This is a genomic window from Variovorax sp. VRV01 (assembly GCF_014852545.1).
Classification (GTDB): domain Bacteria; phylum Pseudomonadota; class Gammaproteobacteria; order Burkholderiales; family Burkholderiaceae_C; genus Variovorax; species Variovorax beijingensis_A.
This window is the reverse complement of record NZ_JACVBS010000001.1, coordinates 126,613-149,606: the sequence shown is the minus strand read 5'-3', so window position 1 is coordinate 149,606 and position 22,994 is coordinate 126,613. Positions and strand designations below refer to the sequence as shown.

Sequence of the window (22,994 nt, the reverse complement as noted above, 5' to 3'; positions counted from 1 at the left end):
GAGTATCGCCATGCCCAAATTCCTCATCGAACGGCACATCCCCGGCGCCGGCAAGTTCACGCCGGCAGACCTGAAAGCCATTTCGCAGAAGTCCTGCGGCGTGCTGGGCAGCATGGGCCCCGAGATCCAGTGGATCCACAGCTACGTGACCGACGACCGGATCTACTGCATCTACCAGGCGGCCAACGAGGCGCTGGTGCGCAGGCATGCGGAACTCGGCGGCTTTCCAGCCGACCGGGTGGACCGGGTGTACAGCGTGATCGACCCGGCCACGGCCGAGTGAGACTACTGAGCAGGGCGGCCGAACAAGGCCGCCGGATCAGCGCGAAGGCGCCGCCCTCATTCGGCCTGCTGCCGGCCTTCCGGCGCGGCCACGATCTGCAAGCCCCGCGACGACGCCTGCTGCTGGCTCTGCACCGGCCCAACCAGCAAGCCCGGTCCGGATTCGCCCAGCCCTCTTCGCCCGGTGCCTCTCACGAGGTGGCGTGGCAGGTGGTGTGTTCTTCGTATCAGCTCGAGGGCCTCGCTGCGCGCCGGTTCGGACGCCGGTAGAAACATCTGCAGTACGCTCATGATGTCATCCCGTGAAAGCCAGAAAAAATATGGCTGGCTCGTCCCGAATGGAGCGGAGCCGGGGGTATCCGATGCGGCCTCTGGCGCGGTCGCAGGCGGATTATGGGCGCCGAATGCCGGTGCGGTTGCACGGCCCCTCGGGCAGTAGTGTTGCTGTGCGCTTATCTACAAACCATAGTATTCATGCGGCCGGCGCGGCGAGTGCGCCCCCGCTTTTCAGGGGCCGGCAGGCCGCCTTCACAGGTGCCGGGCGACGAGCACCACTGCTCCCGCAAGGGAGATGGCACCGCCCACGATTTTCCTCAGCATTCTCATCGGGTTCTCCAGCGTAGAGCCTCGATGGTGCAACGCTTCGGCACCGGGCGGGTTTGGCAATTCTCATGGCCGGGATAGCCGGCACCCTCCAGCGAGCAGCCCTGTAGGCACTTGCCCACGCGCATGGATTGATTTCTCCCGCACGCGGTGGCCGCAGGCGCGGCCAATGTCGAGCGCACGAATCGCGGTTCCTCCTCACGACGCTCCGTGCGTCGTTAAGCGCTCCCTCGGGAGCGCTTTTTTTGCCTGCCGCCGGCGCCGTGCGGCTAGTGGGTCTCGCGGCGCAGCTGCTGCACGTCTTCGTGCAGCGCCTGGGCCCAGGCGCGGCGGTCGCGCCCGTGCGAGGGCTGCGGCTCGCCGAAGCGCACGATGGCCAGGAGCGGCGGCGCGCGCAGCGTGTTCCAGAGCGAGGTCAGCAGGTTGTCGTCGTCGATGTAGCGCGGCGCCTGGCTGGTTTCCCCGGTGGCCGCATCGGCAAAGCGCAGTGCGGCCGGCAGCACGGGCGCGCCCGACGAAATGGCGGCCTGCAGCAGGTTGGCATGGAAGGGCAGCAGCCCGCGCCCGTCGCTCGTCGTGCCTTCCGGGAACACCCCGATCAGGTCGCCGTTGCGCAGCGCCTCGGTCATGTGGTGCACCACGCGCAGCGCATCGCGGCGGCGTTCGCGCTCGATGTAGAGCGAGCCCGCGCCGGTGGACAGCGTACCGATCAGCGGCCAGTGCTTCACGCCCGCCTTCGAGACAAAGCGCACGTGGCAGGCGGCATGGATGGCCGTGATGTCGAGCCAGGAGAGGTGATTGCTGATGAGCAGCACCGGCCCCTGCGCGGGCGGGCTGCCCTGCACCTGGAGCGTGATGCCCATGATCTCGAGCAGGCGCTGCGACCACTGCTGCACGCGCAGGTTGCGCTCCGCCTGCGAAAGGCCCGGAAAGGTGAAACGGATCGTCCACCAGCCACCCAGCGCGTGCCCGACCGCATGCAGCAGGCGCCAGCAGGCCTTCAGTGAATGAACCATCGAGAAGCGGGTCCTTTCAGCCGTGGACCACGCGGCCGGCGACGAGGGTGTGGCGCGCGCGCCCCAGCAGTGGATAGCCCGAGAACGGCGTGTGCTTGCCCTGGCTCTTGAGCGCTTCGGGCTGCACCTGCCATTCGAGGCCCGGATCGAAGACGCACAGGTCGGCCACGCCGCCCTCGGCCAGCCGGCCGATGCCGGTGCCTGCATCGGTGGCCGCCAGCAGCCGCGCGGGCGCGGACGTGACGACTTCCAGCGCGCGCACGATGCCCGCGCCGCTGCGCTCGCCCCACTGCAGCGCGAGCGGCAGCAGCAGCTCGAGCCCGGTGGCGCCGGGCTCGGCCTCGGCAAAGGGCAGCGTCTTGGCATCGGCCTCGACCGGCGTGTGGTCGGACACCAGCGCATCGATGGTGCCGTCGGCCAGCGCGGCCGACAGCGCATCGCGGTCGCCCTGCTGGCGCAGCGGAGGATTGAGGCGCGCACGGCTGTCGAAGAAGCCGATGTCGGTGTCGGCCAGGTGCAGCGAGTTGATGCTGACGTCGCAGGTGAGCGGCAGGCCCTGCGCCTTGGCCGCGCGCACCAGCGCCACGCCCGCGGCGCTGGAGATGCGGCACAGGTGCACGCGCGCGCCGGTGCTCTTCATGAGCTCGACGATGGTGAAGATCGCGATGGTTTCGGCCGACACCGGCACGCCCGAGAGGCCCAGGCGCGTGGCCAGCGGGCCGCTGGCCGCCACGCCCTTGCCAAGGTCGCGGTCCTGCGGCCGCAGCCACACGGTGTAGCCGAAGGTGCTCGCGTAGAGCAGCGCGCGCTGCAGCACCTGGGTGTCGGCCAGCGGCACGTCGGCCTGGCTGAAGCCGATGCAGCCGGCTTCGGTCAGTTCGGCCATTTCGGTGAGCACGCCGCCCGCGAGGCTGCGCGTGAGCGCGCCGAGCGGAAAGAGCCGTGCGCCCTGCAGCTTCTCGGCGCGGAACTTGAGCATCTCGACCAGGCCCGGCTCGTCGAGCACGGGGTCGGTGTCGGGCGGGCACACGAGGCTGGTGACGCCGCCCGCGATGGCCGCGGCCATTTCGCTTTCGAGCATGCCTTCGTGCTCGTAGCCGGGCTCGCGCAGTCGCGCGGCCAGGTCGACGAGGCCGGGCGCGACGATGCAGCCCGCGGCGTCGATGATGCGCTCGGCCTGGAAGCCGGCCGGGCTGCGGCCGATGCCGACGATCTTGCCGTCGGCGATGGCGATGTCGGCTTTCCTGTCGGTGCCCGAGGCGGGGTCGACGACGCGGCCGTTGGTAATCAGTGTTCTGCTCATGCTTCGTTCCCTGCGACGATGCTCATGACGGCCATGCGAACGGCGATGCCGAAAGTGACCTGCGGGAGGATCACGCTCTGCTTTCCGTCGACCACGGCCGAATCGATTTCCACCCCGCGGTTGATCGGCCCCGGGTGCATGACGATGGCATCCGGTTTCGCCAGCTGCAGCTTCTCGGGCGTGAGGCCGTAAGTCTTGAAGAACTCCTGCGACGAGGGCAGCAGCGCGCCGCTCATGCGCTCGTTCTGCAGGCGCAGCATGATGATGACGTCGCAGTCCCTGATGCCCTCTTCGAGTGTGTGGCATACGCGCACGCCCATGCCGGCCATGTCGCCGGGCACCAGCGTCTTGGGGCCGACCACCCGCACCTCGGCACAGCCGAGCGTGGTGAGCGCATGGATGTCGGAGCGCGCCACGCGCGAGTGCAGCACGTCGCCGACGATCGCCACCGTGAGGTTCGCAAAACCCTTCTTGTAGTGGCGGATCGTGTACATGTCGAGCAGCCCCTGCGTCGGGTGCGCGTGGCGGCCGTCGCCGGCGTTCACCACGTGCACGTGCGGCGCCACGTGCTGCGCGATCAGGTAGGGCGCGCCCGACTCGCTGTGGCGCACCACGAACAGGTCGGCCGCCATCGCGCTCAGGTTGGCGATGGTGTCGAGCAGCGACTCGCCCTTGGTGGCCGAGGAGCGCGCGATGTCCAGGTTGATGACGTCGGCACTCAAGCGCTTGGCCGCGATCTCGAAGGTGGTGCGGGTGCGCGTCGAGTTCTCGAAGAACAGGTTGAACACGCTCTTGCCGCGCAGGAGCGGCACCTTCTTCACCTCGCGGTCGCTCACGCTCGTGAAGTTGGCGGCGGTGTCGAGGATGTGCGTGACGATGTCCTTGGGCAGGCCCTCGATCGACAGCAGGTGGATCAGTTCGCCGTTCTTGTTGAGCTGGGGATTTCGCTTGTAGAGCATTACTTGCTTTCTTCCACCTTGAGGCTGAACGCGCCGTCGTCGGCGCGGGCCAATGCGAGCAGCTGCGTATCGGGCAGCGTGAGCTTCGCGGCCGCGAAATCGGCCGCCACCGGCAGTTCGCGTCCGCCGCGGTCCACCAGCACCGCGAGCCGCACGCGGGCCGGGCGGCCGAAGTCGAACAGCTCGTTGAGCACCGCGCGGATCGTGCGGCCGGTGTAGAGCACGTCGTCCAGCAGCAGCACGTCGGCGCCGTTCACGTCGAAGGGCAGCGCGGTCTGCGCGCTGGCCGAGAGGCCGCGGCGCGCGAAGTCGTCGCGGTGCATGGCCGACGAAATGACGCCGGGTGCCCCAGGCAGGCCCAGGTCCTTCTGCAGCCGCTCGACCAGCCAGGCGCCGCCGGAGGTGATGCCCACTAGCTTGGTGTCGGGGCGCATCAGCGTTTTCACGCCCGCCAGGAGCCCTGTGTAGAGCGCTTCGGCATCGGGTATTGAACTCACGAAAGACTCCTTAGGAATTGCTCCAGGATGATGCAGGCCGAGGCGGCATCGGCATCGCGGGCGCCGGAGGCCAGCGCCTCGGTCGTGCTGTAGCGCTCGTCGACCTCGAACACCTGGAGATTGAAACGGCCACGCAACTGCCGCGCGAACTTCTGCGCGCGGCGGGTGTTCTCGTGCGGGGCGCCATCGGGGTGGTAAGGCACGCCGACCACCAGCGCGTCGGGCTGCCATTCCTTGATGCGGGCCTCGACCTGCGCAAAGCGGGCGTCGCCCTCGGCCTTGATGGTGGCCTGTGGCGTCGCGGCGCCGAGCAGCCGGTTTCCACTGGCGACGCCGGTGCGCTTCAGGCCGAAGTCGAAGGCCAGGAAGCTCTGGAAGTGGGGAGGAACGGCAACGGCAGCAGGGGCGGCGGGAGGAGCGGGAACGTCCGGCATGGCAGCGGCCATCAGGCGTGTCCCGCTTCCGGCGACAGTTTCCAGGCTTCCAGGCCCAGCAGCAGCAGCGCCCTGTCGTAGCGCTGCTCCACCGGGGTATCGAAGATCACGGCCGGATCGGCGCCCACGGTGAGCCAGCTGTTCTCGGCCAGTTCGGACTCGAGCTGCCCCTCGCCCCAGGCCGAATAGCCCAGCGAAACCAGCACCTTGCGCGGGCCCGCGCCGGTGGCCAGGGCCTCGAGCACGTCCTTGGAGGTGGTCATTTCGAGGCCGCCGGGAATGGTCATGGTCGAGGCGTAGACCGATTCCTCGGGCTTTTCGGCATGGGTGAACACCGGCTCGTGCAGCACGAAGCCGCGCTCGGTCTGTACCGGCCCGCCCTGGAAGACGGGTGCGTCGCCGAGTTCGGGACGCGACAGGTGCAGTTCGATCTTCTCGAACAGCACCTTCAGGTTGATGTCGCTGGGTTTGTTGATCACCAGCCCGAGCGCGCCGCGCTCGCTGTGCTCGCACAGGTAGACGACGCTGCGGTTGAAAGTTTTATCTTCCATCCCCGGCATCGCGATCAGAAAGTGATGCGTGAGGTTCATCGGGGCAGAATCGGCAGCCATATGCCGCCGATTTTACTGGCCGTCGACAAGACCTATCCCAAAGGGCTCATGTGGTTTCGCCGCGACCTGCGCGTGGACGACAACGCGGCCCTGTACCACGCGCTGCGGGCCTGCCGGCAGGTGGTGTGCGTTTTCGTGTTCGACCGGACGATCCTGGACCCCCTGCCCCGCATCGACCGGCGCGTGGAATTCATCCGGGAATCGCTGGTGGAGCTCGAGGAAGAACTGCGGGCGCTGAGCGGCGGGCTGATCGTGCGGCACGCCAACGCCATCGAGGAAATCCCGGCGCTCGCGCACAGCCTGGACGTGCAGGCCGTCTTCGCCAACCGCGACAACGAGCCCGACGCGCTGGCGCGCGATGCCCAGGTGCTGGGCGCCCTGGCCAACGCGGGCGTGAGCTTCTATACCTACAAGGACTCCACCGTCTTCGAGCGCGACGAGGTGCTCAACAAGACAGGCCAGCCGTACACGGTGTTCACGCCCTACAAGCGGGCCTGGCTCGCCAAGGTCGATTCCTTCTTCCTGAAGCCGTACCCGGTGCGCAGCCATGCCGACGCGCTGGCGCCGCCGCCTGCGGCCGATCGCACGCCGGTGCCTTCGCTCGAGGATCTCGGCTTTGGGCGGAGCAATCTTTCCGAGCTCGGCATTCCCACCGGCAGCCAGGGCGCGGCAACGCTGTTCGAGGACTTCTTCCAGCGCATCGACCGCTATGACGCCGCGCGCAATTTTCCGGCGGTGCGGGGACCGAGCTACCTGGGCGTGCACCTGCGCTTCGGCACCGTCTCGATCCGGCAGCTGGCCGGGGTCGCGCACCAGCTCTTCCTGCAGGGCGACGCGGGCGCGGCCACCTGGCTCAGCGAGCTGATCTGGCGCGAGTTCTATTTCCAGATCCTGGTGCACTTTCCGCACGTGCATTCGGACGGCGAGTCGAAGAGCTTCCGGCCCGAGTACGACAAGATCCAGTGGCACCACGGCAAGCATGCCGACCAGCTGTTCGAGGCCTGGTGCCAGGGCCGCACGGGCTACCCGCTGGTGGACGCGGCCATGCTGCAGATCAACCAGAGCGGCTACATGCACAACCGCCTGCGCATGGTGGTGGCCAGCTTCCTCTGCAAGGACCTGGGGCTGGACTGGCGTCGCGGCGAGCGCTACTTTGCGCTGCACCTGAACGACTTCGAGCTGGCTTCGAACAACGGCAACTGGCAATGGGCCAGCTCCAGCGGCTGCGACGCACAGCCCTGGTTCCGCATCTTCAACCCGGTGACGCAGAGCGAGCGCTTCGACCCCGAGGGCAAGTTCATCCGGCGCTACCTGCCGCAGCTCGCGGGGCTGTCGAATGCTGCCATCCATGCCCCCTGGACGGCGTCGCCGGTGGAACTGGAGGCCGCCGGCATCAAGCTCGGGGAAACCTACCCGAGGCCGGTGGTGGACCATGCCGAGGCGCGCGAGCAAACGCTGCGGCGCTACGGTGCCGTGCGCGGCGCCGACCAGCCGCCGCTCAGCGGCGCGTCAGCACGATCTCCGCGCCGGCGTCGGAGCGTCCCCTGAGCGTGCCCGCGTCGAGCTGCTGGAAGGTGACGAGGTTGTCGCGGCAGCCGGTGAGCGCCTTGCTGCTCTGGAAGTGCAGCTCGTAGACGCCGCTGTCCACGCGCCGCCAAAGCATCGGGATCGGGATGCCGACGCAAGGATCGGCGGGGCTCTGCAAGAGCGTGCGCCAGGTGCCGCCTGCCGACTGGAGCTGCATCTGCGCGTTGATCTGGCGGCCGTCCTTGAGCGTGATGCGCGCGGTCCAGTCGCCTTCCAGTCCGTCGGCCGCCTGCGCCGCGGCCAGCCCGGCGGCCATGGCCAGCATGCCGGCGCAGGCTGCGGCACGCCACGAGATGCGCTTCATACCGCGCTCCCGATGCCCAGCTGGGGCTTCATCGCCTCCCAGGCCACGCCGTTCAGGCGGCGCGCGGCGTTGAGGTTGTATCGCGTATCGGACTTGGTCGCGCGCACCACATAGACCTTGCCGCTGTATTCGCCGAAGGTGCGCAGCGATCCCACGCCGGTCGGCGGATGGCCGCCGTTGAAGGCCAGCACGCGCGCGCCGCCCTCGGTGCGGACCTCCACCGTGCCGGTTTCGGCGGCCGCGCAGGTGTCGTACGCGTTGGTGGCGGAATCGAAGTTGCAGGCGTAGTACTGCACCGTGCCAGGGCCGGTGAAGGCCGCGCGAAGCAGGCGCGTCTGCTGCTCGTTCAGCACGCCCAGGCTGAGGGTGCCGGTGCCGGCCGGCAGGGTGGCGCCCGAGGCCGGGAAGGCCGCGATCAACGCTTCCAGCGTGGCGAAGCCGGTCGTCTCGCTGGGGTTGGCCAGATTGATCGAATAGGGTTGCGCCAGGTCCACGCCGCGGCGGTAGCGCAGCTGCGAGCCGGCCGGGAAGGTGGCGTCCGGGTTGGCGAAAGCGGCCGGCGGCACGACGCCGAAGATGCTGTTGCCATCGCCCGCCTGCATCTCGGCCACCACTTCGGCCATCTTGCGGCCGGAGATGTCGGTGACCGCCGTGTGGCCGAGGCTGCGCGCGGTGCCCGCGCAATAGTCGCTGCGGCTCGGCGTGCCAAGGGTGCTGGTGAAGGCCGCGTTCTCATCGCAGCGCACCCAGCCATTGGCGCCCAGCTGCACGGTGCCGTAGAGCGTGTCGTGGGGGGTCGGCGTACCGTTGGTCAGGCCTTCGCGCCGGTCGGTGAGCTTCAGCTTGCCGGTGGCCGGATCGGGAACACCATCGGTCGGATAGGTCCGCGCACGGTAGTCGTCGGCGCGCGTGAAATCCAGCCGGGCCAGCTGGTCCGAGGCCACCGGCGTGACAGTCGCCGGATCGGCCAGCCGCAAGGCCACACCGCTGTGCAGCGCATCGGCCGTGACCAGCGCGGCGGTGAAGGCGTTGTCCTCGAAGCGGCCGGGGTCGGTCACGGCCACGCCCTGGTAGTCGTACAGCTGGGCGGCCTCGGGCAGGCCCAGCTGCAGCAGCACCAGCGCCTCGGCCCGCTCGGGCGCCAGGCCGCCCGCCACGCCCGCCTGCAGCAGCGTGGTCAGCGGATTGACCTGCCCGCGGTGTCCGGCCGGCGCACTCATGGTGAAGGGCTGGGAGAACGATGGCAGCGAGGGATTGCCGCCGTCCACCTGCGCCAGCAGCGGCGCGGCGGCGAGTTCGGCCGCTGCGGCCGCGTCGGCCGGCGTGTAGGCGAAGCTGTAGGCGCCGTCCTCTCCGGTCTTGTTGGCGACGGCGGGCTCGCCCTCGTCGCAGGCCCCGTTGCGGTTGCGGTCCACGCAGACCAGCGCCCCGCTCACCGGACCGAGCACCACCACCTTGCCCGACACCGTGACCGGCGACGGGGACGATGGCGGGTTGGCGCCGCCCGGGGGGCCGAACGGCGCAAAGCCGCCGCCCCCACCGCCTCCTCCGCCGCCACAGGCGGACAGCGCCAGCAGGAGGCCTGCGCAGGCCGACGGGACGGCGGTTCTGGTGAATCGAATGGACATGGTCTTTTCCTCCAGGTGGTGTCGAGTACGAAGGCCGCCCGAAAAGCGAACCTTCGTTCTCAACAGTCTGGGAGGGCGATGCGCACGGCGCATCACGCAAATGCACGATGCGCGGCGATCGGCGAAGCGGTAGCAGGTACCCCTTGCGCGTTGACACCCCGCAACGCGGGCGCGCATCATGGCAGCGGGAAAAAACCGGCAGGCCAGGGAGGCATCACATGAACCGGAATCTCGCACTGCGCCGCACGCTCGATGCCATCGCGCACCTGGACGATCCGCAGCCGCCATGGCGCGACCTGCTGCAGGGCATGCAGCAGGTGATCGGCGGCGACAGCGCCACCTTCATCCTGCTGGAACGCGGCAGCGAGCTGCTGAGTTTTCAGCAGGTCAGCGTTTCACCGGCCGCCGAGCGCGAATATGTGCAGCATTTCTGCGCCCACGACATCCTGATTCCGCCGACCCTCGGCGCCGCGCCGGGAAGCTGGTTCGACACGCACGAGCTGTTCTCGCCGGCCTTTCTCTCGAAGAACCTCTACTACGCCGATTTCATGTGCCGCCACGGCGCGCGCCAGATGCTGGCATGCATCGTCGACGAGGGGGCGCAGCGCCGCGGCGGCCTGACGGTGCAGCGCAGCACGGCCGCGCATGCGCGCCGGCTGCTCGACAGCACGCGGATCCGCCGCGTCACCCAGGCGCTGCGCCAGGGGCTGGCGCGCCGCGACGGGCGCGCCCGGTTGTGGCTCGACGGCGCCGAGTCCGCGCTCGCGGCCTTCGGCGAGGCGGTCTTGCTGGTGACGCCCGCGGGCACGGTGCTGCGCGCATCGGCCGGCGCGCAGGAATTCTTCGGCGCGAGCCGCTCGCTGCGCCTGCGCAGCCAACGGCTCTGGCATCCGGATGCGCAGACGCAGCAGGCGCTCGCGGCCGGCCTGCGCCTGGCGGCGCAATCGCGTCAGCGGATCCGGCTGCCCATCTCCGGCGGATCGGCAGGCCTGCAAGAACTGGAACTGGAAATGGCACGCGCCGCGCCGCAGCTGAGCCTCGGCGAGGAGGTGCTGGTGCTGGCACGCATCCGCCCCGGCCGTTCGCAGGCGGTGCCTTCGATCGACAGCCTCTGCGGCGCCTTCGGCGTCACCCCTGCCGAGGCGCGCGTGCTGGCGGCGCTCGCCGCGGGCCAGTCGCCCAAGCAGCATGCCGGCGCGCAAGGCGTGTCGGTGCACACGGTGCGCAGCCAGCTCGGCTCGCTGATGGCCAAGATGGGCTGCACGCGGCAGGTCGACCTGGTGCGCAAGGCGCTGCTCGCGCCGTAGGCATCCAGGATGCCGGCGGCGGCCCCGGCTCAGGCCGCAGCCAGCGCGGCGGGCTCGCTGGTATAGCTGCGCACCAGGCGCAGCAGCTCTTCTTCCGAGTAGGGCTTGCCGAGGTAGTGGTTGACGCCCAGCGTGCGCGCGTAGTCGCGGTGCTTCTCGGCGATGCGCGAGGTGATCATGATGATCGGCAGGCCGGCCATCGAATCGTCCGCGCGGATGTTGCGCGCCAGGTCGAAGCCGTCCATGCGCGGCATCTCGATGTCCGACAGCACCACCGCCGGACGCTCCTGCTGCAGGCGTTCGAGCGCCTGCAGGCCGTCGGCCGCGAGAGACACGCGATAGCCTTCGCGCTGCAGCAGGCGCTGCGTCACACGGCGCACGGTGATGGAGTCGTCCACCACCAGCACCAGCGGCACCTGCGGCGCCGCGGGGGCCAGCACCGGCAGCGGTTCCTGCGGTGCGCCGTGGCCGGCGCCGGCGGCATGCGCCGGCGCGGCCAGCGCGGCGGCCTGGCGCTCGCGTGCCTGTTCGCCATGCACCGCGGCCACCGCCACCGGGTTGTAGATGAGCGCCACCGCGCCCGAGGCCAGCACCGAGATGCCCGCCAGGCCCGGCAGCCGGGCCAGCTGCGGCCCGAGGTTCTTGACCACGACTTCCTGGTTGCCCAGCACTTCGTCCACGTGCAGGCCCACCCGCTGCGCCGCGCTTCGCACGATCACGACGGTGTTGTTCCGGCTCGCGGCATGCTCGCTGCGCGCCGAAGCCTGCAGCAATGCACCGGCCCAGTAGAAAGGCACCTGCTCGCTGCCGAACGGATGGCTGTTGTGCAGGTAGGCGGCCTCGAGCTCGGTGCTGCTCACGCGCTGCACCAGCTCGACCAGGTTGGACGGCACGCCGATCGACACCTCGCCCGCGCGCAGCATCACCACGTGCGTCACAGCGGTGGTGAGCGGCAGCACCAGCTTGAAGGTGGTGCCCTGGCCTGGCGTGCTGTGCGTTTCGATGCGGCCGCCGAGCGCGGCGATCTGCGCGCGCACCACGTCCATGCCGATGCCGCGGCCGGCCAGCTCGGACACCTGTCCGGCGGTCGAGAAGCCGGGCTTGAAGATCAGCTCGGTGGCTTCCTCGGGCGAGAGTTCCTGACCGGGCGCGAGCAGGCCGAGCGTGCGGGCGCGCTCGGCGATGCGGCCGCGGTCGAGGCCGGCGCCGTCGTCGCGAAAGCTCACCGAGACGTCGTTGCCCTCCTGGTGCAGGTCGATCACGATCAGGCCGTTGGCGTCCTTGCCGGCCTTCTCGCGCACGGCCGGTTCCTCGATGCCGTGCGCCACGCAATTGCGCAGCAGGTGCTCGAAGGCGGGCGTCATGCGGTCGAGCACGCCGCGGTCCATTTCAATGGAGCCGCCGACGATGTCCAGGCGCACCTGCTTGCCGGTGTCCTTGGAGGCCTGGCGCACCACGCGGTAGAGGCGATCGGAGATGCCCTCGAACTCCACCATGCGCGTGCGCAGCAGGCCGCGCTGCAGTTCGCGCGTCTGGCGCGCCTGCACGCTGAGGTCGTCTTCCGTGGCCTGCACCGTCTTTTGCAGCGTGCGCTGCACGGTGGCCACGTCGTTCACCGACTCGGCCATCATGCGCGTGAGTTCCTGCACGCGGGTGAAGCGGTCGAACTCCAGCGGGTCGAAGCTCTGCTGCGAATCCTTGGCCTGGGCCAGGCGCGACTGCATCTGGCTTTCGGCCTGCACCTCGATGTCGCGCAGCTGCTGGCGCAGGCGGTCGAGGTTGCCCGTGAGGTCGGTGAGCGAACCGCGCAGCTGGCCGAGCTCGGCCTCCAGGCGCGAGCGCGTGATGATGACCTCGCCGGTCTGCGCCACCAGGCGGTCGAGCAGCTGGGTGCGGATGCGCACGGCCTGGCTCGACACCGCACGCAGCGGCGCCAGCAGCGCGTGGGCCGGACGCGGCAGCAGCGATGGCGCGGCGGCGGCTTCCGCGGCTGCGTCGGCGTTCTCGTTGCCGGCCATCAGCGTCTCGTCGTTGGCGGACACGCCGGTATCGGCAGGAACCTGCACCAGCTGCACGCCCGGCGAAGTCACCGAGGCCGTGGCCACCAGCTGGGCCACTTCGGCCTGGGTGGCATCGTCCGCGGCGCGCAGGGCGTCGAAGGTGGCCTGCAGCGCATCGAGGCGCGTGAGCAGCTTCTCGATCTCGGCCCGGTCGGCGCCGCCCTGGGTGCCGAGCACTTCGATCTCGGACTCCATGCGGTGCGCGCGCTCGCCAAGGCGCATGGCGCCGGCCAGCCGCGCGCTGCCCTTGAGCGTGTGCAGCGTGCGCAGCACCGAGGCGCGCGGCGCGCTGTCGTCGGGGTGGTGCGCCCATTGGCGCAGCGCCTGGCCCAGCTGGGGCAGCAGCTCCGCCGCTTCTTCTTCGAAGATGGGGAACAGGTCGACGTCGACCGCATCGACCATGTCGATCGCGTCTTCGGAGTCGTCCAGCGCCACGTCGGCCACGTTGCCCTGCGCCACCAGGTGCTGGAGCGTGCGGGTTTCGACGCGCGCGGCAGCCTCGGCCGGCATCGGTGCGGCGGCAATGTCGCGCAGCGCCTGCAGCGTTCCTTCGGACGGTTCGCGCAGGAAGCCGACGGCGAACTGGTGCAGCAGGCGGCGCAGCTCGTCGGCCGCGGCCACCAGCACCACGCCCTGTTCGCGCGAGCCGCTGCCCTGCATCTGCAGATGCTGCAGCGCGGCTTCGAGCAGGCGCGCCATGCCCGAGAGGCTGTGGAAGCCGACCGTGGCCGAGCTGCCGGCCAGCGAATGCGCGAGCGCAATGGTCGAGTCGGGCAGCCGCTCGTGCGATTCGAGCGCCCACTCGCCCACTTCGGTGGCGAGCTGCCTGGACCACTCGTCGGCCTCGTTGAGGTAGACGTTGTAGAGCGCAATGCCGATGCGCAGCGGCCCGATGACCTTGACCTGGTCTTCGGCACCGGAGGCCGCGGCGGCTTCGGCGGTTTCCTCGGCCTCCACCGGCCGGGCGACTTCTTCGGCGGCGACGGCGGGCGCCGATTCTGCAGCCGCGGGCGGTGCTTCGTCGGCGGCGGCGGCAACGGCGGATTCTTCAAGCTCCAGCAGCAGGGCCGGCGCGGCCACGGGTTCTTCGGTGGGCACCGCTGCTGCTGGTGCGGGCGCTTCCGGCGGCGCCGGTGCGGGCTCCTCGGCAAGCACCACGGGCTCTTCCGCCTTTGCCGGCACGATCTCGGTCGCCCAGTCGAGGTCGGGCAGCCCCTCCAGGGCCGGCGATTCGGGCGCATCGGCGGCCGGCGCCGGTTCGACGGCGGGTTCCGCCGTGAAGCGCGCGATCGACTCGACCGGCGCCTGCGCTTTCGCGGGCGCGAGAAAATCGAAGTCGGCGCTGTGGTCGAAGGCCTCGGTTGCTTCGGCTTCCGGCGCCGGGCGGGATTCGAAGTCGAGGAAATCGGTGGAGGCGAAGTCGTCGTCGGCTTCGGGCTTTGCAGCGGCCGGCGCCGTTTGCGGCGGCAGTTCGGATGGCGCGGCGGGTGCCGTTTCCACCGGCGCCGCGGGGGAAAGCGACAGGTCGGGCAGTTCCGGAAGCTCCAGCAGCTGCGCGGGTTCCGGTGCGGGAGCGGCCGGCGGCGGCTCCGCGGCAATGTGGCGCGCGGCCACGGCCAGCGCGTCGGCATCGGCGACCCACGTGGGGGCGGTGGGCACGGGTTCGCCCGCCAGCAGGGCATTGGCCACGCGGCTGAAATGCGCCGACTGCCAGCCGTGCTGGGCGCCGGACGCAATGGCCTCGACCCACTGGCTGAATTCCTCGAGCGCCTTGCGGGTGCCGGTGAGCAGGTCGGGCGTGGCAGCGCGCTGGTCGGCCAGCCAGGTGTTGAGCACCTGTTCGAAGGACCAGGCGGCATCGCCGAAATCGGTCAGGCCGACCATGCGCGAACTGCCCTTGAGGGTGTGGAACGCGCGCCGCAGGATGGTGAGTTCCTCGGTGTCGTCGGGGTGGCTGCCCAGCTCGTCGATGGCGGCCAGGCCGTTTTGCACCACCTCGCGGGCTTCGTCCAGGAAGATGTTCTGCAGGTCGTCTTCTTCGAGCTCGGTCACCTCGGTATCGGGCAGGGCCGCAGGACCGGCGATCTTGTGGGTCCAGCTGTCGGCCTTGCTGCTGAATTCCTCGATGGGCGAGACCTTCGCCTTGCGGTTGGGCGTGGCGAGCGCGGCAAGCTTGGAGGCGATCTGGGCATCGACCTCCTCGATGCTGAGCACCGCTTCGGCGGCCGCGGGCGCAGCGCCGGGGGTTGCAGCCTCCGCGGCTCCATCGGCGGCCTGGCGGCCCATCAGCGGCTTGAGTTCGCCGGCATCGGCGTCGAACACGAACAGGCGCTTGGCGAGCGTCGGCTGGTAGCCCAGCATGTCGATCAGGAAACCCAGCGCGCCCAGGTTGTTGCCGAGCGCATCGAAGCTCTGCATCTCCTCGACCGGCGAGGCGTTGCCCACCAGCATCTGCTCGACGTCGTCGCGCATGCGCTGGACGGTGCTGGCGGCCTGGTCGAGCCCCAGCACCGAGAACACGCCGCGCATCTGCAGCAGCTGGCTCGGCACGGTGCGCAGCAGGGCCTTTTCGGCGGGGCGGCGGAAATACTGGTCGAGCGATTTCTCGAGCTCGCTCAGGTGGCTGCGCAGTTCGTCGACCACGGTGCCCATGGTCTGGCGGTCGCTCACGCGCCGGTACAGGTCCTCCATCCAGGGCTCGAGCGGCTCCGAATGCCCGCCTTCGCGCACGCGCTCGATGCGGCCGGCCAATTGCAGGGTGCGGGAGGTGAGCTGCGGATCGCTCGGGTCCAGGTCTTCGAGCGCGGCTTCCAGGTAGAGCACCGAGGTGGCGACTTCCATCGCCAGCTCGGTATCGGGCGGCTGGCTGGAGCGCACCGAGGCCTCGACCGCATGCGTGAGCGCCTCCACCATCGGCGAGATCGGCGGATGGAGCTTCTGCAGCGATTCGCCCAGCTGCGCAAAGGTGTCGGCCACCTGGCGCGTGCGGGTGATGTCGCCGCCCGAGAGCGCCGACCACATTTCCTTGGCGGTTTCGATGCGCTTGCGCGCCTGCGCCAGCACCAGCGGATCGTAGCGGCCGAACTGCTCGACCGTATAGTCGACCTGCCGCTCGCCGGCCACGCCCCAGGCGGTGCGGACGGTGCGCAGGGTGGCGGCTTCGTCCTGCGTGCCGGGCGCGGCCTGGGCGCAGAAGAACAGCAGGTCCTGGCCCAGGCGGTCGGACACCGTGCTGTCGCCGCGCGCCAGGGTGGCGTACTGCAGCAGCACGCGGGAAGCGGCGCGCTTCACATACGCATCGGCGGGAATCAGCCCGAGCGCCAGGGCCTCGAAGAAGCCTGCGGCCAGGGTCCAGAAGCTGGCGACGCGGGGCAGCAGCGCACCGCGCCCGAGCCCCAGGCACAGCGCATGCAGCCGTCGCGCGGCCTGCGGGTCGCCGGTCTTGACCAGCTGCAGCACCTCGCGGTCGAGCCGCGAACGCACGGCCGGGTCATAGCTGACGGCGGCCTGGGTCAGTGCGGGCCGCACTTCGACCCAGCGCCAGGCCGTGCTCCACAGATCCGCCGGATGCACGCGCTCGTTGCCAACCAGTTCGAGCACGTCGCGGTATTGCGGGAACAGCGCCACCGACGACACGGCCTTGCCGGCCAGCAGCGCGTTGAGGAAATCGATGACGGCAAAGCCGGCGCGCTCGATCTTCTGGACCGCGCTGTCGGTGCAGCGCTGCGGCTCGGCAATGAAGCCCTGCACCGCGAACTCGATGGCGCCGAGCACCAGCGCCGGTGCGGTGTTGCCCACCATCTGCAGCGCGCCGACCGACTGGTGCAGCTGCTGGCGGGCCATCTGCAGCGGGCCGCTTTCGAGCTCCGAGGCATTGCCCACGTCGCGCACGAAGCGCCGCAGCGACTTGCCGACGCTGTCGAGGGATTTCTGGATTTCTCCCAGAACCCAGGCCAGCGGCCCAAGGTCTTCGGTGGCCGGCACGTTGCCAGCGAGGAGGGCCGTGGCAGGGGTTTGAGTCGACACGTTGGATGCTCGCCGTTCTTTATCTGTCAGTTTTCCGAAGCGACACGAAGTGCGCGAAGACTGGGGGAGAGCTTCATCAGGCGATCTTGAAACGGGCGACGGAGCGGCGCAGTTCTTCGGCCATCTGCGACAGCTCGCGCACCTGCTGGGCGGTGTTGCGGGTACCTTCTCCGGTCTGTTCGGTCACGGCAAAGATGTGCTGGATGTTGGCGGCCACCACGTTGGCCGAATCGGCCTCGCGGGAGGCGGACTGCGAAATCTGCTCGATGAGGTCTGCAAGCCGGCGCGACACGCGGTCGATCTCGGACAGCGCGGTACCGGCATTGTCGGACAGCTTGGCCCCTTCGACCACACCCTGCGTGGAACGCTCCATGGCGCCCACCGCGTCCTGCGTGTCGGTCTGAATGGCCTTCACCAGCGCCGAGATCTGGCGCGTGGCGTCGGCGGAGCGTTCGGCCAGACGCTGCACTTCTTCGGCCACCACCGAGAAGCCGCGGCCGGCTTCACCGGCCGATGCGGCCTGGATGGCGGCGTTCAGCGCCAGCACGTTCGTCTGCTCGGTAATGTCCGAGATCAGCTCGGTGATTTCGCCGATCTCCTGCGACGATTCGCCCAGGCGCTTGATGCGCTTGGAGGTTTCCTGGATCTGGTCGCGGATGGAGTTCATGCCGCCGATGGCGTTCTGCACGGCCTGCAGGCCCGAGGACGCGGCCTGCAGCGACTGGCGCGCCACCGTGGCGGACTCCTGCGCCTGCGAGGACACGCCGTTGATCCGCTCGGCCATGGTCACCACCGACTGGCCGGTTTCGCGGATCTCGCGCAGCTGTTCGGTCGAGGCGGCGAGCAGTTCGGTCGAGGTGCTTTCCACCTGCGAGGTGGTCTGCGCCACGCGGGTGGCCGTGTTCTGCACGTTGCCCACCAGCAGGCGCAGTTCTTCCACCGTGTAGTTCACCGAGTCGGCGATGGCGCCGGTGATGTCCTCGGTCACGGTGGCTTCCTGCGTCAGGTCGCCTTCGGCCACTGTCTGCAGTTCGTTCATCAGCCGAAGAATGGCGGCCTGGTTGGCGTTGTTGATGCGGCCCGCCTCTTCGCTGGCCTGCTCGGCCGCGAGACGCTCGCGCTCGGCCACGGCGGCACGTTCGCGGCCTTCGCGCACCTGCACGAAACCGATGGCGCCGGCCAGCGCCAGGGCGGCCAGCGAGAGCACGAACAGCATCACGATCGTTCCGGCGCCCAGGCCGGTGCGCGCGGACAGCTTGTCCTGCAGCTCGCCGAGCGATTTGCGCAGCGGTTCGCTGTCGGTCAGGATGGACGCCTGCGCCTCGCGCGCGGCCACCAGGCCCTGCAGGTTCCCCAGAATGGCCGAGGCCTGCGTGCGCATCTGCTCGTAGGTCTTGAGAATGGCTTCGAGCTGCTGGCGGGTCTGCGGATCTTTCGAGCCGGGGAAGCGCTGCTGCGCATTGCCGTCAAGCAGGCCGCGGGTGGTTTCCTGGAAGGTGTTCAGGTCCTTGCCGAGCAGGAACACGGCGTCGGGGTTCACGCCCTCGACCGTGAAGAATTCGTTGGTCGACTTGCCGATGCGCTGGGTCAGCATCACGAGCTGGCCGGCCGCCGAAATTTCGGGCAGCGTGGCGTTCTGCTGCATCTTCAGCGACGCGACGGTTTCCGTCATTTCGAGCAGCGCGGACGACTGCTGGTTGATGTCGCGCAGCGCGGCGCCCACCTGGGTCAGGATCTGGCGCTGGGCCAGCACGACCTTGGCGCTGGCATCGGCACGAACGACCAGGGGGTTGATCTTGGCCATGTCCTCGTCGTACTGGTTGCCCACACGCTCCAGGCGCAAGGCATCGTCGCCGTTGGTCAGGCCCTGCACGCGGCGCGTGAGGTCGTCGGCGCTGTCCTTCACTTCGACGAATGCGGGCGCGCTGCCCACGAGGGCCTGGGAGATCGATTTCGCGAGCCGCTGCGACTGCATCAGCGACTGGCCGGTGGCGGCCACCTGCTGCGCCAGGCGCTCGGCGCGAAGAATGGCGGAACCGGCCACCAGCAGCAGCAGCAGCACCACCACCGCCAGCATGATGGCCAGGATGCGCTGCTGGCGCGCCGGGTTCGAACCCGCGCGGCCGGCCGCCTGCGCCGGGGCCCCTTCGGGCGACGCCGCTTCGTTGGCAGCCTCGCCGCCGCCCAGCAGCTCGTCGGCAAAGCCGGCGGGCAGCGGCGCGGCCGGGGCGCCGTCCTTGCGGGCCAGCCGAATGGTCTTTTCCTCCAGCGCCTGAACCGTGTCGACGTCGTCGAGCGATATGGAACCGGAGCCGTCGACGCGGGCCTTGTCGTTGCCGCTGTTCGCGGGCAGTAATTTCTTGAACTTGTCGGCGATCGAGCTCACGGTCGGTCCTTCAGGTGGTTGTCTTTGGGCTGTGCGGAAGCACTAGGCGCCAATACTCAAAAACTCGGGTTGCTGCGAAAGCGCCTGCAGGTTGACTTCCTGCCAGCGCTCGCCCGCCGCATCGGTGTACAGATGCCCCAGCCAGGCGGGTGCCTGTGCGCCTGGCGGCTCCGAAGCCGTGAAGGCCTCGGCGCCGCGCAGTCCCGCCAGCCGGTCGACCAGCAGCGCGCAGTTCACTTCGAGCAGCTCGTTGAGGGCAACGAGCCGCGATTGCATGCGGGCCGCCTCGGTGGCGACCGTGTTGTCCGGCGCGCCCGAGGCGAATGCCGACAGGTGCACCACGCCATAAAGGCCGCCGCGCAGGTTGGCAACGCCCAGGAACCAGGGCTGCGTGTAGGGCACGGGCTGGGGTGGCGTCCACGGGAAGATCTCTCCCGCGTGGCCGAGTGGAAACAGGTACTTGCCCTCGCCCGCCTCGACCGCGAGCCACGAGGCGGCGACGCCGGTCGTGCGCGCAGCCTGCAGGCGGCTTGCAAGCCGGGACTGGAAGGCTCGGAGAGCGTCGCGATTGGCCATGGACTCGGCAGGCGCCTGCTCAGGCCAGCGCGCTGATCTTGGACATCAGCTCGGCCGCGTTGACCGGCTTCACGATGTAGTCGCGGGCGCCCTGGCGCATGCCCCAGACGCGATCGGTTTCCTGGTTCTTGCTCGTGCACAGGATGATCGGGATGGCGGCGTACTGCGGATCGCGGGCAATCGCGCGCGTCAGCTGGAAGCCGTTCTGGCCGGGCATCACGACGTCCATGAGGATCAGGTCGGGCTGGTCCTCTTCGAGGCGGCGCATGGCGTCTTCGGCGTTTTCGGCGGTCTTGACCGCAAAGCCGTTCTTCTGGAGCAGGTCCGAGAGGAACACCAGTTCCGTCTTGGAGTCGTCGACGACGAGGATTTTTCGAATGGGCATTTACTGCACTTCCTGTTGAAGGGTGCCAAACTGCTGCACGGCCTGCAGCAGCTGGTCTTTGGTGAAAGGTTTGGTCAGGTAGTCCTGCGACCCGACCATGCGGCCGCGAGCCTTGTCGAAGACGCCGTCTTTCGAGGAGAGCATCACGACCGGAACATTGGAGAAATGAGCGTTGCGCTTGATGATGGCGCAGGTCTGGTAGCCGTCCAGCCGCGGCATCAGGATGTCGCAGAAAATCAGATGCGGCTTGTGGTCGTTAACCTTGGAGAGCGCGTCGAAGCCGTCTTCCGCGAGAAGAACCTCGTGTCCGCCCTGCTTCAGAAATATTTCGGCACTGCGCCGGATCGTATTGCTGTCGTCAATGACGAGCACCTTGTAACCTGATCCATTCGGCCCCATTGCACATGCTCCTGCTGAGATGAGACTTGGATGCCCGCCGCGCCGTACATCGGCGCAAATCGCGTAGCCCTATGCCATGCTTTTAGATTTCAACCATTTCGAAGTCTTCCTTGCGCGCACCGCACTCAGGACAGGTCCAGTTCATCGGGACATCGGCCCAGGCCGTGCCTGCCGCGATGCCGTCTTCCGGTACACCAACCGCTTCGTCATAGATCCACCCACAAATCAGGCACATCCAAGTTTTCGTATTCATCGGAGCTTAAAGTCCTTGTTCATTAAATGCAACGAGTGTATCTATGCGTATCTCACTGGCGGACGGTAAACGTCGCGCCTATGCCACCATCCAGGGGATTTCGCCCGGCGTATGACCATCTACTTACATCCAGCAGACCACGCCCGCAAACCGGGCAATCTTAACGACCCCCCGCCGGACGCCGAAGAGGTGGCCGAGCGCGACCTGAATCCGCCCTGCGTGCTGGTCTTCAACGCCAGCGATCCGAGTGGCGCCGGCGGCCTGGGCGCCGATGCGCTGGCCATGGCTTCGGTCGGCGCGCACATGCTGCCGGTGGTGACGGGCGCCTATGCGCGCGACACGGCCGAGATCTTCGACCATTTCGCCTTCGAGGAGGAGGCCATCGCCGAGCAGGCGCGCGCCATTCTCGAGGACGTGGAGGTCCAGCTCATCAAGGTGGGCTTCGTCGGAACGCCCGACGCGCTGAGCACCATCGCCGAGACCGCCTCCGACTACCCCGAGGTGCCGCTGGTGGCCTACATGCCCAACCTTTCCTGGTGGGACGAGAATCTCATCGAGGGCTATCTCGACGCCTTCCGCGAGCTGCTGCTGCCCCAGGCCACAGTGTTGGTTGGAAACCACAGTACGCTGTGGCGCTGGCTGCTGCCCGACTGGAGCGGCGAGCGCCCGCCCGGCGCGCGCGACATTGCCAAGGCCGCCGGCGAATTCGGCGTGCCCTACACGCTGGTGACCGGCATGGTGCTGCCCGACCAGTTCATCGACAACGTGCTGGCCTCGCCGCAATCGGTGCTCGCCAGCGAGAAATACGAGCGGCTCGAAGCCGTCTTCGCCGGCGCGGGCGACACCCTGTCGGCCGCGCTGGCCGCCCTGCTCGCGAGCGGCACCGACCTGGTGGCCGCCACCACCGAGGCCCTGGCCTACATGGACCGCTGCCTCGACGCGGGTTTCCGGCCCGGCATGGGCCACGTGCTGCCGGACCGCCTGTTCTGGGCCGAGCCGGAAGACGACGAGGACGACGATGAAGACCCCGATGCGCCGCAAGACTTTGCCCTGCCCCCCCACGACACCCGACACTGATGCAAAACGCTGACCAAAACGACATTCTTTTCGAGCGCGCCCGCGCCGTCATTCCCGGCGGCGTCAATTCGCCGGTGCGCGCCTTCAAGGCCGTGGGCGGCACCCCGCGCTTCATCCGCCGAGCCGAGGGCGCCTATTTCTGGGACGCCAACGACAAGCGCTACATCGACTACATCGGCTCCTGGGGGCCGATGATCCTGGGCCACGGCCACCCCGCGGTGGTCGAGGCGGTGCAGAAGGCCGTGCTCGAGGGCTTCTCCTACGGCGCGCCGACCGAGCGCGAGATCGAGCTGGCCGAAGCCATCCTCGCGCTGATGCCGTCGATGGAGATGGTGCGGCTCGTGAGCTCGGGCACCGAGGCCGCCATGAGCGCGCTGCGCCTGGCGCGCGGCGCCACCGGCCGCAAGCACATCATCAAGTTCGAAGGCTGCTACCACGGCCATGCCGACGCGCTGCTGGTGAAGGCCGGCTCCGGCCTCGCCACCTTCGGCCATCCCACCTCGGCCGGCGTGCCGCCCGAGGTCACGCAGCACACGCTGGTGCTCGAGTACAACAACATCGCGCAGCTCGAGGAAGCCTTCGCGCTGCACGGCAACGACATCGCCTGCCTGATGATCGAGGCGATTGCCGGCAACATGAACTTCGTGCGCGCCACGCCCGCCTTCGCCGCCCGCTGCCGCGAGCTGTGCACGCAGCACGGCGCGCTGCTGGTGTTCGACGAAGTGATGACCGGCTTTCGCGTCGGCCTGCACGGCGCGCAGGGCGTGCTGGGCATCACGCCCGACCTCACGGTGCTCGGCAAGGTCATCGGCGGCGGCATGCCGCTGGCGGCCTTCGGCGGCCCGCGCGCCATCATGGAACAGCTCGCGCCGCTCGGGCCGGTCTACCAGGCCGGCACGCTGTCGGGCAACCCGGTGGCCACGGCCTGCGGCCTGGCCACGCTGAAGGAAATCTCGAAGCCCGGCTTCTACGAAGCACTGGCGAAGAAGACCCGCACGCTGGTCGACGGCCTGAAAGCCGCGGCAGCCGCCGAGGGCCAGCCCTTCAACGCCGACAGCGAAGGCGGCATGTTCGGCTTCTTCCTGATGAACGAGCTGCCGCAGAACTACGCCACCGTGATGACCACCGACAACGCGAAGTTCAACGCGCTGTTCCACGGTTTGCTCGACCGCGGCGTGTACATCGCGCCGGCGCTCTACGAGGCCGGCTTCGTGAGCGCCGCGCACGGCGAGGAAGACATTGCCGCCACCATCGAAGCTGCGCGGCAGGTTTTCAGGACGATCCCATCTCCCTGACCTCCT

Annotated in this window: 20 protein-coding genes; 5 read left to right on the top strand and 15 right to left on the bottom strand. The window is 69.0% G+C overall.

The window, feature by feature from the left end:
• Positions 1-10: 10 nt before the first annotated feature.
• Positions 11-283: a DUF4242 domain-containing protein gene (locus tag IB278_RS00715; RefSeq protein WP_145740102.1), complete on the top strand. Its 273-nt coding sequence runs from the start codon at positions 11-13 to the stop codon at positions 281-283.
• Positions 284-339: 56 nt separating this feature from the next.
• On the opposite strand, the gene IB278_RS00710 is transcribed toward IB278_RS00715, so the two are convergent.
• From IB278_RS00710 to IB278_RS00680, 7 genes are all read right to left on the bottom strand, one after another.
• Positions 340-573, bottom strand: a complete 234-nt coding sequence (locus tag IB278_RS00710; RefSeq protein WP_192322381.1) for a hypothetical protein — start codon at positions 571-573, stop codon at positions 340-342.
• 581 nt (positions 574-1,154) lie between these two features.
• Positions 1,155-1,901, bottom strand: a complete 747-nt coding sequence (locus tag IB278_RS00705; protein ID WP_145740099.1) for a lysophospholipid acyltransferase family protein — start codon at positions 1,899-1,901, stop codon at positions 1,155-1,157.
• A 16-nt stretch (positions 1,902-1,917) separates the two neighbouring features.
• On the bottom strand, positions 1,918-3,204 hold the full coding sequence (locus IB278_RS00700; RefSeq protein WP_145740097.1) for a dihydroorotase: 1,287 nt from the start codon (positions 3,202-3,204) through the stop codon (positions 1,918-1,920).
• A complete protein-coding gene (locus IB278_RS00695; protein WP_145740096.1) occupies positions 3,201-4,163 on the bottom strand; it encodes an aspartate carbamoyltransferase catalytic subunit in 963 nt (320 codons plus the stop codon). Before IB278_RS00695 ends, IB278_RS00700 begins: the two co-directional genes overlap by 4 nt.
• Entirely contained in the window at positions 4,163-4,660 is a 498-nt protein-coding gene (pyrR, locus tag IB278_RS00690) for a bifunctional pyr operon transcriptional regulator/uracil phosphoribosyltransferase PyrR (RefSeq protein ID WP_145740095.1), read from the bottom strand. Before pyrR ends, IB278_RS00695 begins: the two co-directional genes overlap by 1 nt.
• Complete coding sequence (gene ruvX / locus IB278_RS00685; protein ID WP_025569394.1) at positions 4,657-5,106, bottom strand: Holliday junction resolvase RuvX; 450 nt, start codon at positions 5,104-5,106, stop codon at positions 4,657-4,659. The genes pyrR and ruvX overlap by 4 nt, the downstream gene beginning before the upstream one ends.
• Positions 5,106-5,705: a YqgE/AlgH family protein gene (locus IB278_RS00680; protein ID WP_015867381.1), complete on the bottom strand. Its 600-nt coding sequence runs from the start codon at positions 5,703-5,705 to the stop codon at positions 5,106-5,108. The genes ruvX and IB278_RS00680 overlap by 1 nt, the downstream gene beginning before the upstream one ends.
• Here IB278_RS00680 and IB278_RS00675 point away from each other — a divergent pair, their 5' ends adjacent.
• Positions 5,706-7,253 carry a cryptochrome/photolyase family protein gene (locus IB278_RS00675; RefSeq protein WP_145740094.1) on the top strand — a complete coding sequence of 516 codons (1,548 nt, stop codon included), beginning with the start codon at positions 5,706-5,708 and terminating at the stop codon, positions 7,251-7,253. It abuts the gene before it with no gap.
• Here IB278_RS00675 and IB278_RS00670 read toward each other — a convergent pair.
• Together IB278_RS00670 and IB278_RS00665 are read right to left on the bottom strand one after the other, a co-directional pair.
• Complete coding sequence (locus IB278_RS00670) at positions 7,204-7,596, bottom strand: hypothetical protein (RefSeq protein WP_025569396.1); 393 nt, start codon at positions 7,594-7,596, stop codon at positions 7,204-7,206. The two genes, IB278_RS00675 and IB278_RS00670, sit on opposite strands and share 50 nt — an antisense overlap.
• The gene (locus IB278_RS00665) at positions 7,593-9,224 is read right to left on the bottom strand and encodes a hypothetical protein (RefSeq protein WP_192322380.1); all 1,632 of its coding nucleotides are present in this window, start codon (positions 9,222-9,224) and stop codon (positions 7,593-7,595) included. Before IB278_RS00665 ends, IB278_RS00670 begins: the two co-directional genes overlap by 4 nt.
• 218 nt (positions 9,225-9,442) lie before the next feature.
• Between IB278_RS00665 and IB278_RS00660 the strand changes: the two genes are divergently transcribed.
• Positions 9,443-10,531 (top strand): helix-turn-helix transcriptional regulator, encoded by a 1,089-nt coding sequence (locus IB278_RS00660; protein ID WP_192322379.1) that lies wholly within the window; start codon positions 9,443-9,445, stop codon positions 10,529-10,531.
• Between the two features lie 29 nt (positions 10,532-10,560).
• Here the strand turns inward: IB278_RS00660 and IB278_RS00655 are convergent, their stop codons facing one another.
• The 6 genes from IB278_RS00655 to IB278_RS00630 form a co-directional block, all read right to left on the bottom strand.
• Complete coding sequence (locus IB278_RS00655) at positions 10,561-16,617, bottom strand: Hpt domain-containing protein (protein WP_145740090.1); 6,057 nt, start codon at positions 16,615-16,617, stop codon at positions 10,561-10,563.
• Positions 16,618-16,693: 76 nt separating this feature from the next.
• Positions 16,694-19,003 carry a methyl-accepting chemotaxis protein gene (locus IB278_RS00650; RefSeq protein ID WP_145740088.1) on the bottom strand — a complete coding sequence of 770 codons (2,310 nt, stop codon included), beginning with the start codon at positions 19,001-19,003 and terminating at the stop codon, positions 16,694-16,696.
• 42 nt (positions 19,004-19,045) lie between these two features.
• Positions 19,046-19,579, bottom strand: a complete 534-nt coding sequence (locus tag IB278_RS00645; RefSeq protein WP_145740086.1) for a chemotaxis protein CheW — start codon at positions 19,577-19,579, stop codon at positions 19,046-19,048.
• A gap of 19 nt (positions 19,580-19,598) precedes the next feature.
• On the bottom strand, positions 19,599-19,964 hold the full coding sequence (locus tag IB278_RS00640) for a response regulator (protein WP_015867389.1): 366 nt from the start codon (positions 19,962-19,964) through the stop codon (positions 19,599-19,601).
• Positions 19,965-20,363 carry a response regulator gene (locus tag IB278_RS00635; RefSeq protein WP_015867390.1) on the bottom strand — a complete coding sequence of 133 codons (399 nt, stop codon included), beginning with the start codon at positions 20,361-20,363 and terminating at the stop codon, positions 19,965-19,967.
• A gap of 82 nt (positions 20,364-20,445) precedes the next feature.
• On the bottom strand, positions 20,446-20,616 hold the full coding sequence (locus tag IB278_RS00630) for a rubredoxin (protein WP_007838397.1): 171 nt from the start codon (positions 20,614-20,616) through the stop codon (positions 20,446-20,448).
• Positions 20,617-20,727: 111 nt separating this feature from the next.
• Here IB278_RS00630 and thiD point away from each other — a divergent pair, with 111 nt between their 5' ends.
• Positions 20,728-21,693 carry a bifunctional hydroxymethylpyrimidine kinase/phosphomethylpyrimidine kinase gene (gene thiD / locus IB278_RS00625; protein ID WP_145740084.1) on the top strand — a complete coding sequence of 322 codons (966 nt, stop codon included), beginning with the start codon at positions 20,728-20,730 and terminating at the stop codon, positions 21,691-21,693.
• Positions 21,693-22,988 (top strand): glutamate-1-semialdehyde 2,1-aminomutase, encoded by a 1,296-nt coding sequence (gene hemL / locus IB278_RS00620; protein WP_192322378.1) that lies wholly within the window; start codon positions 21,693-21,695, stop codon positions 22,986-22,988. Before thiD ends, hemL begins: the two co-directional genes overlap by 1 nt.
• The last annotated feature ends 6 nt before the right edge of the window (positions 22,989-22,994 follow it).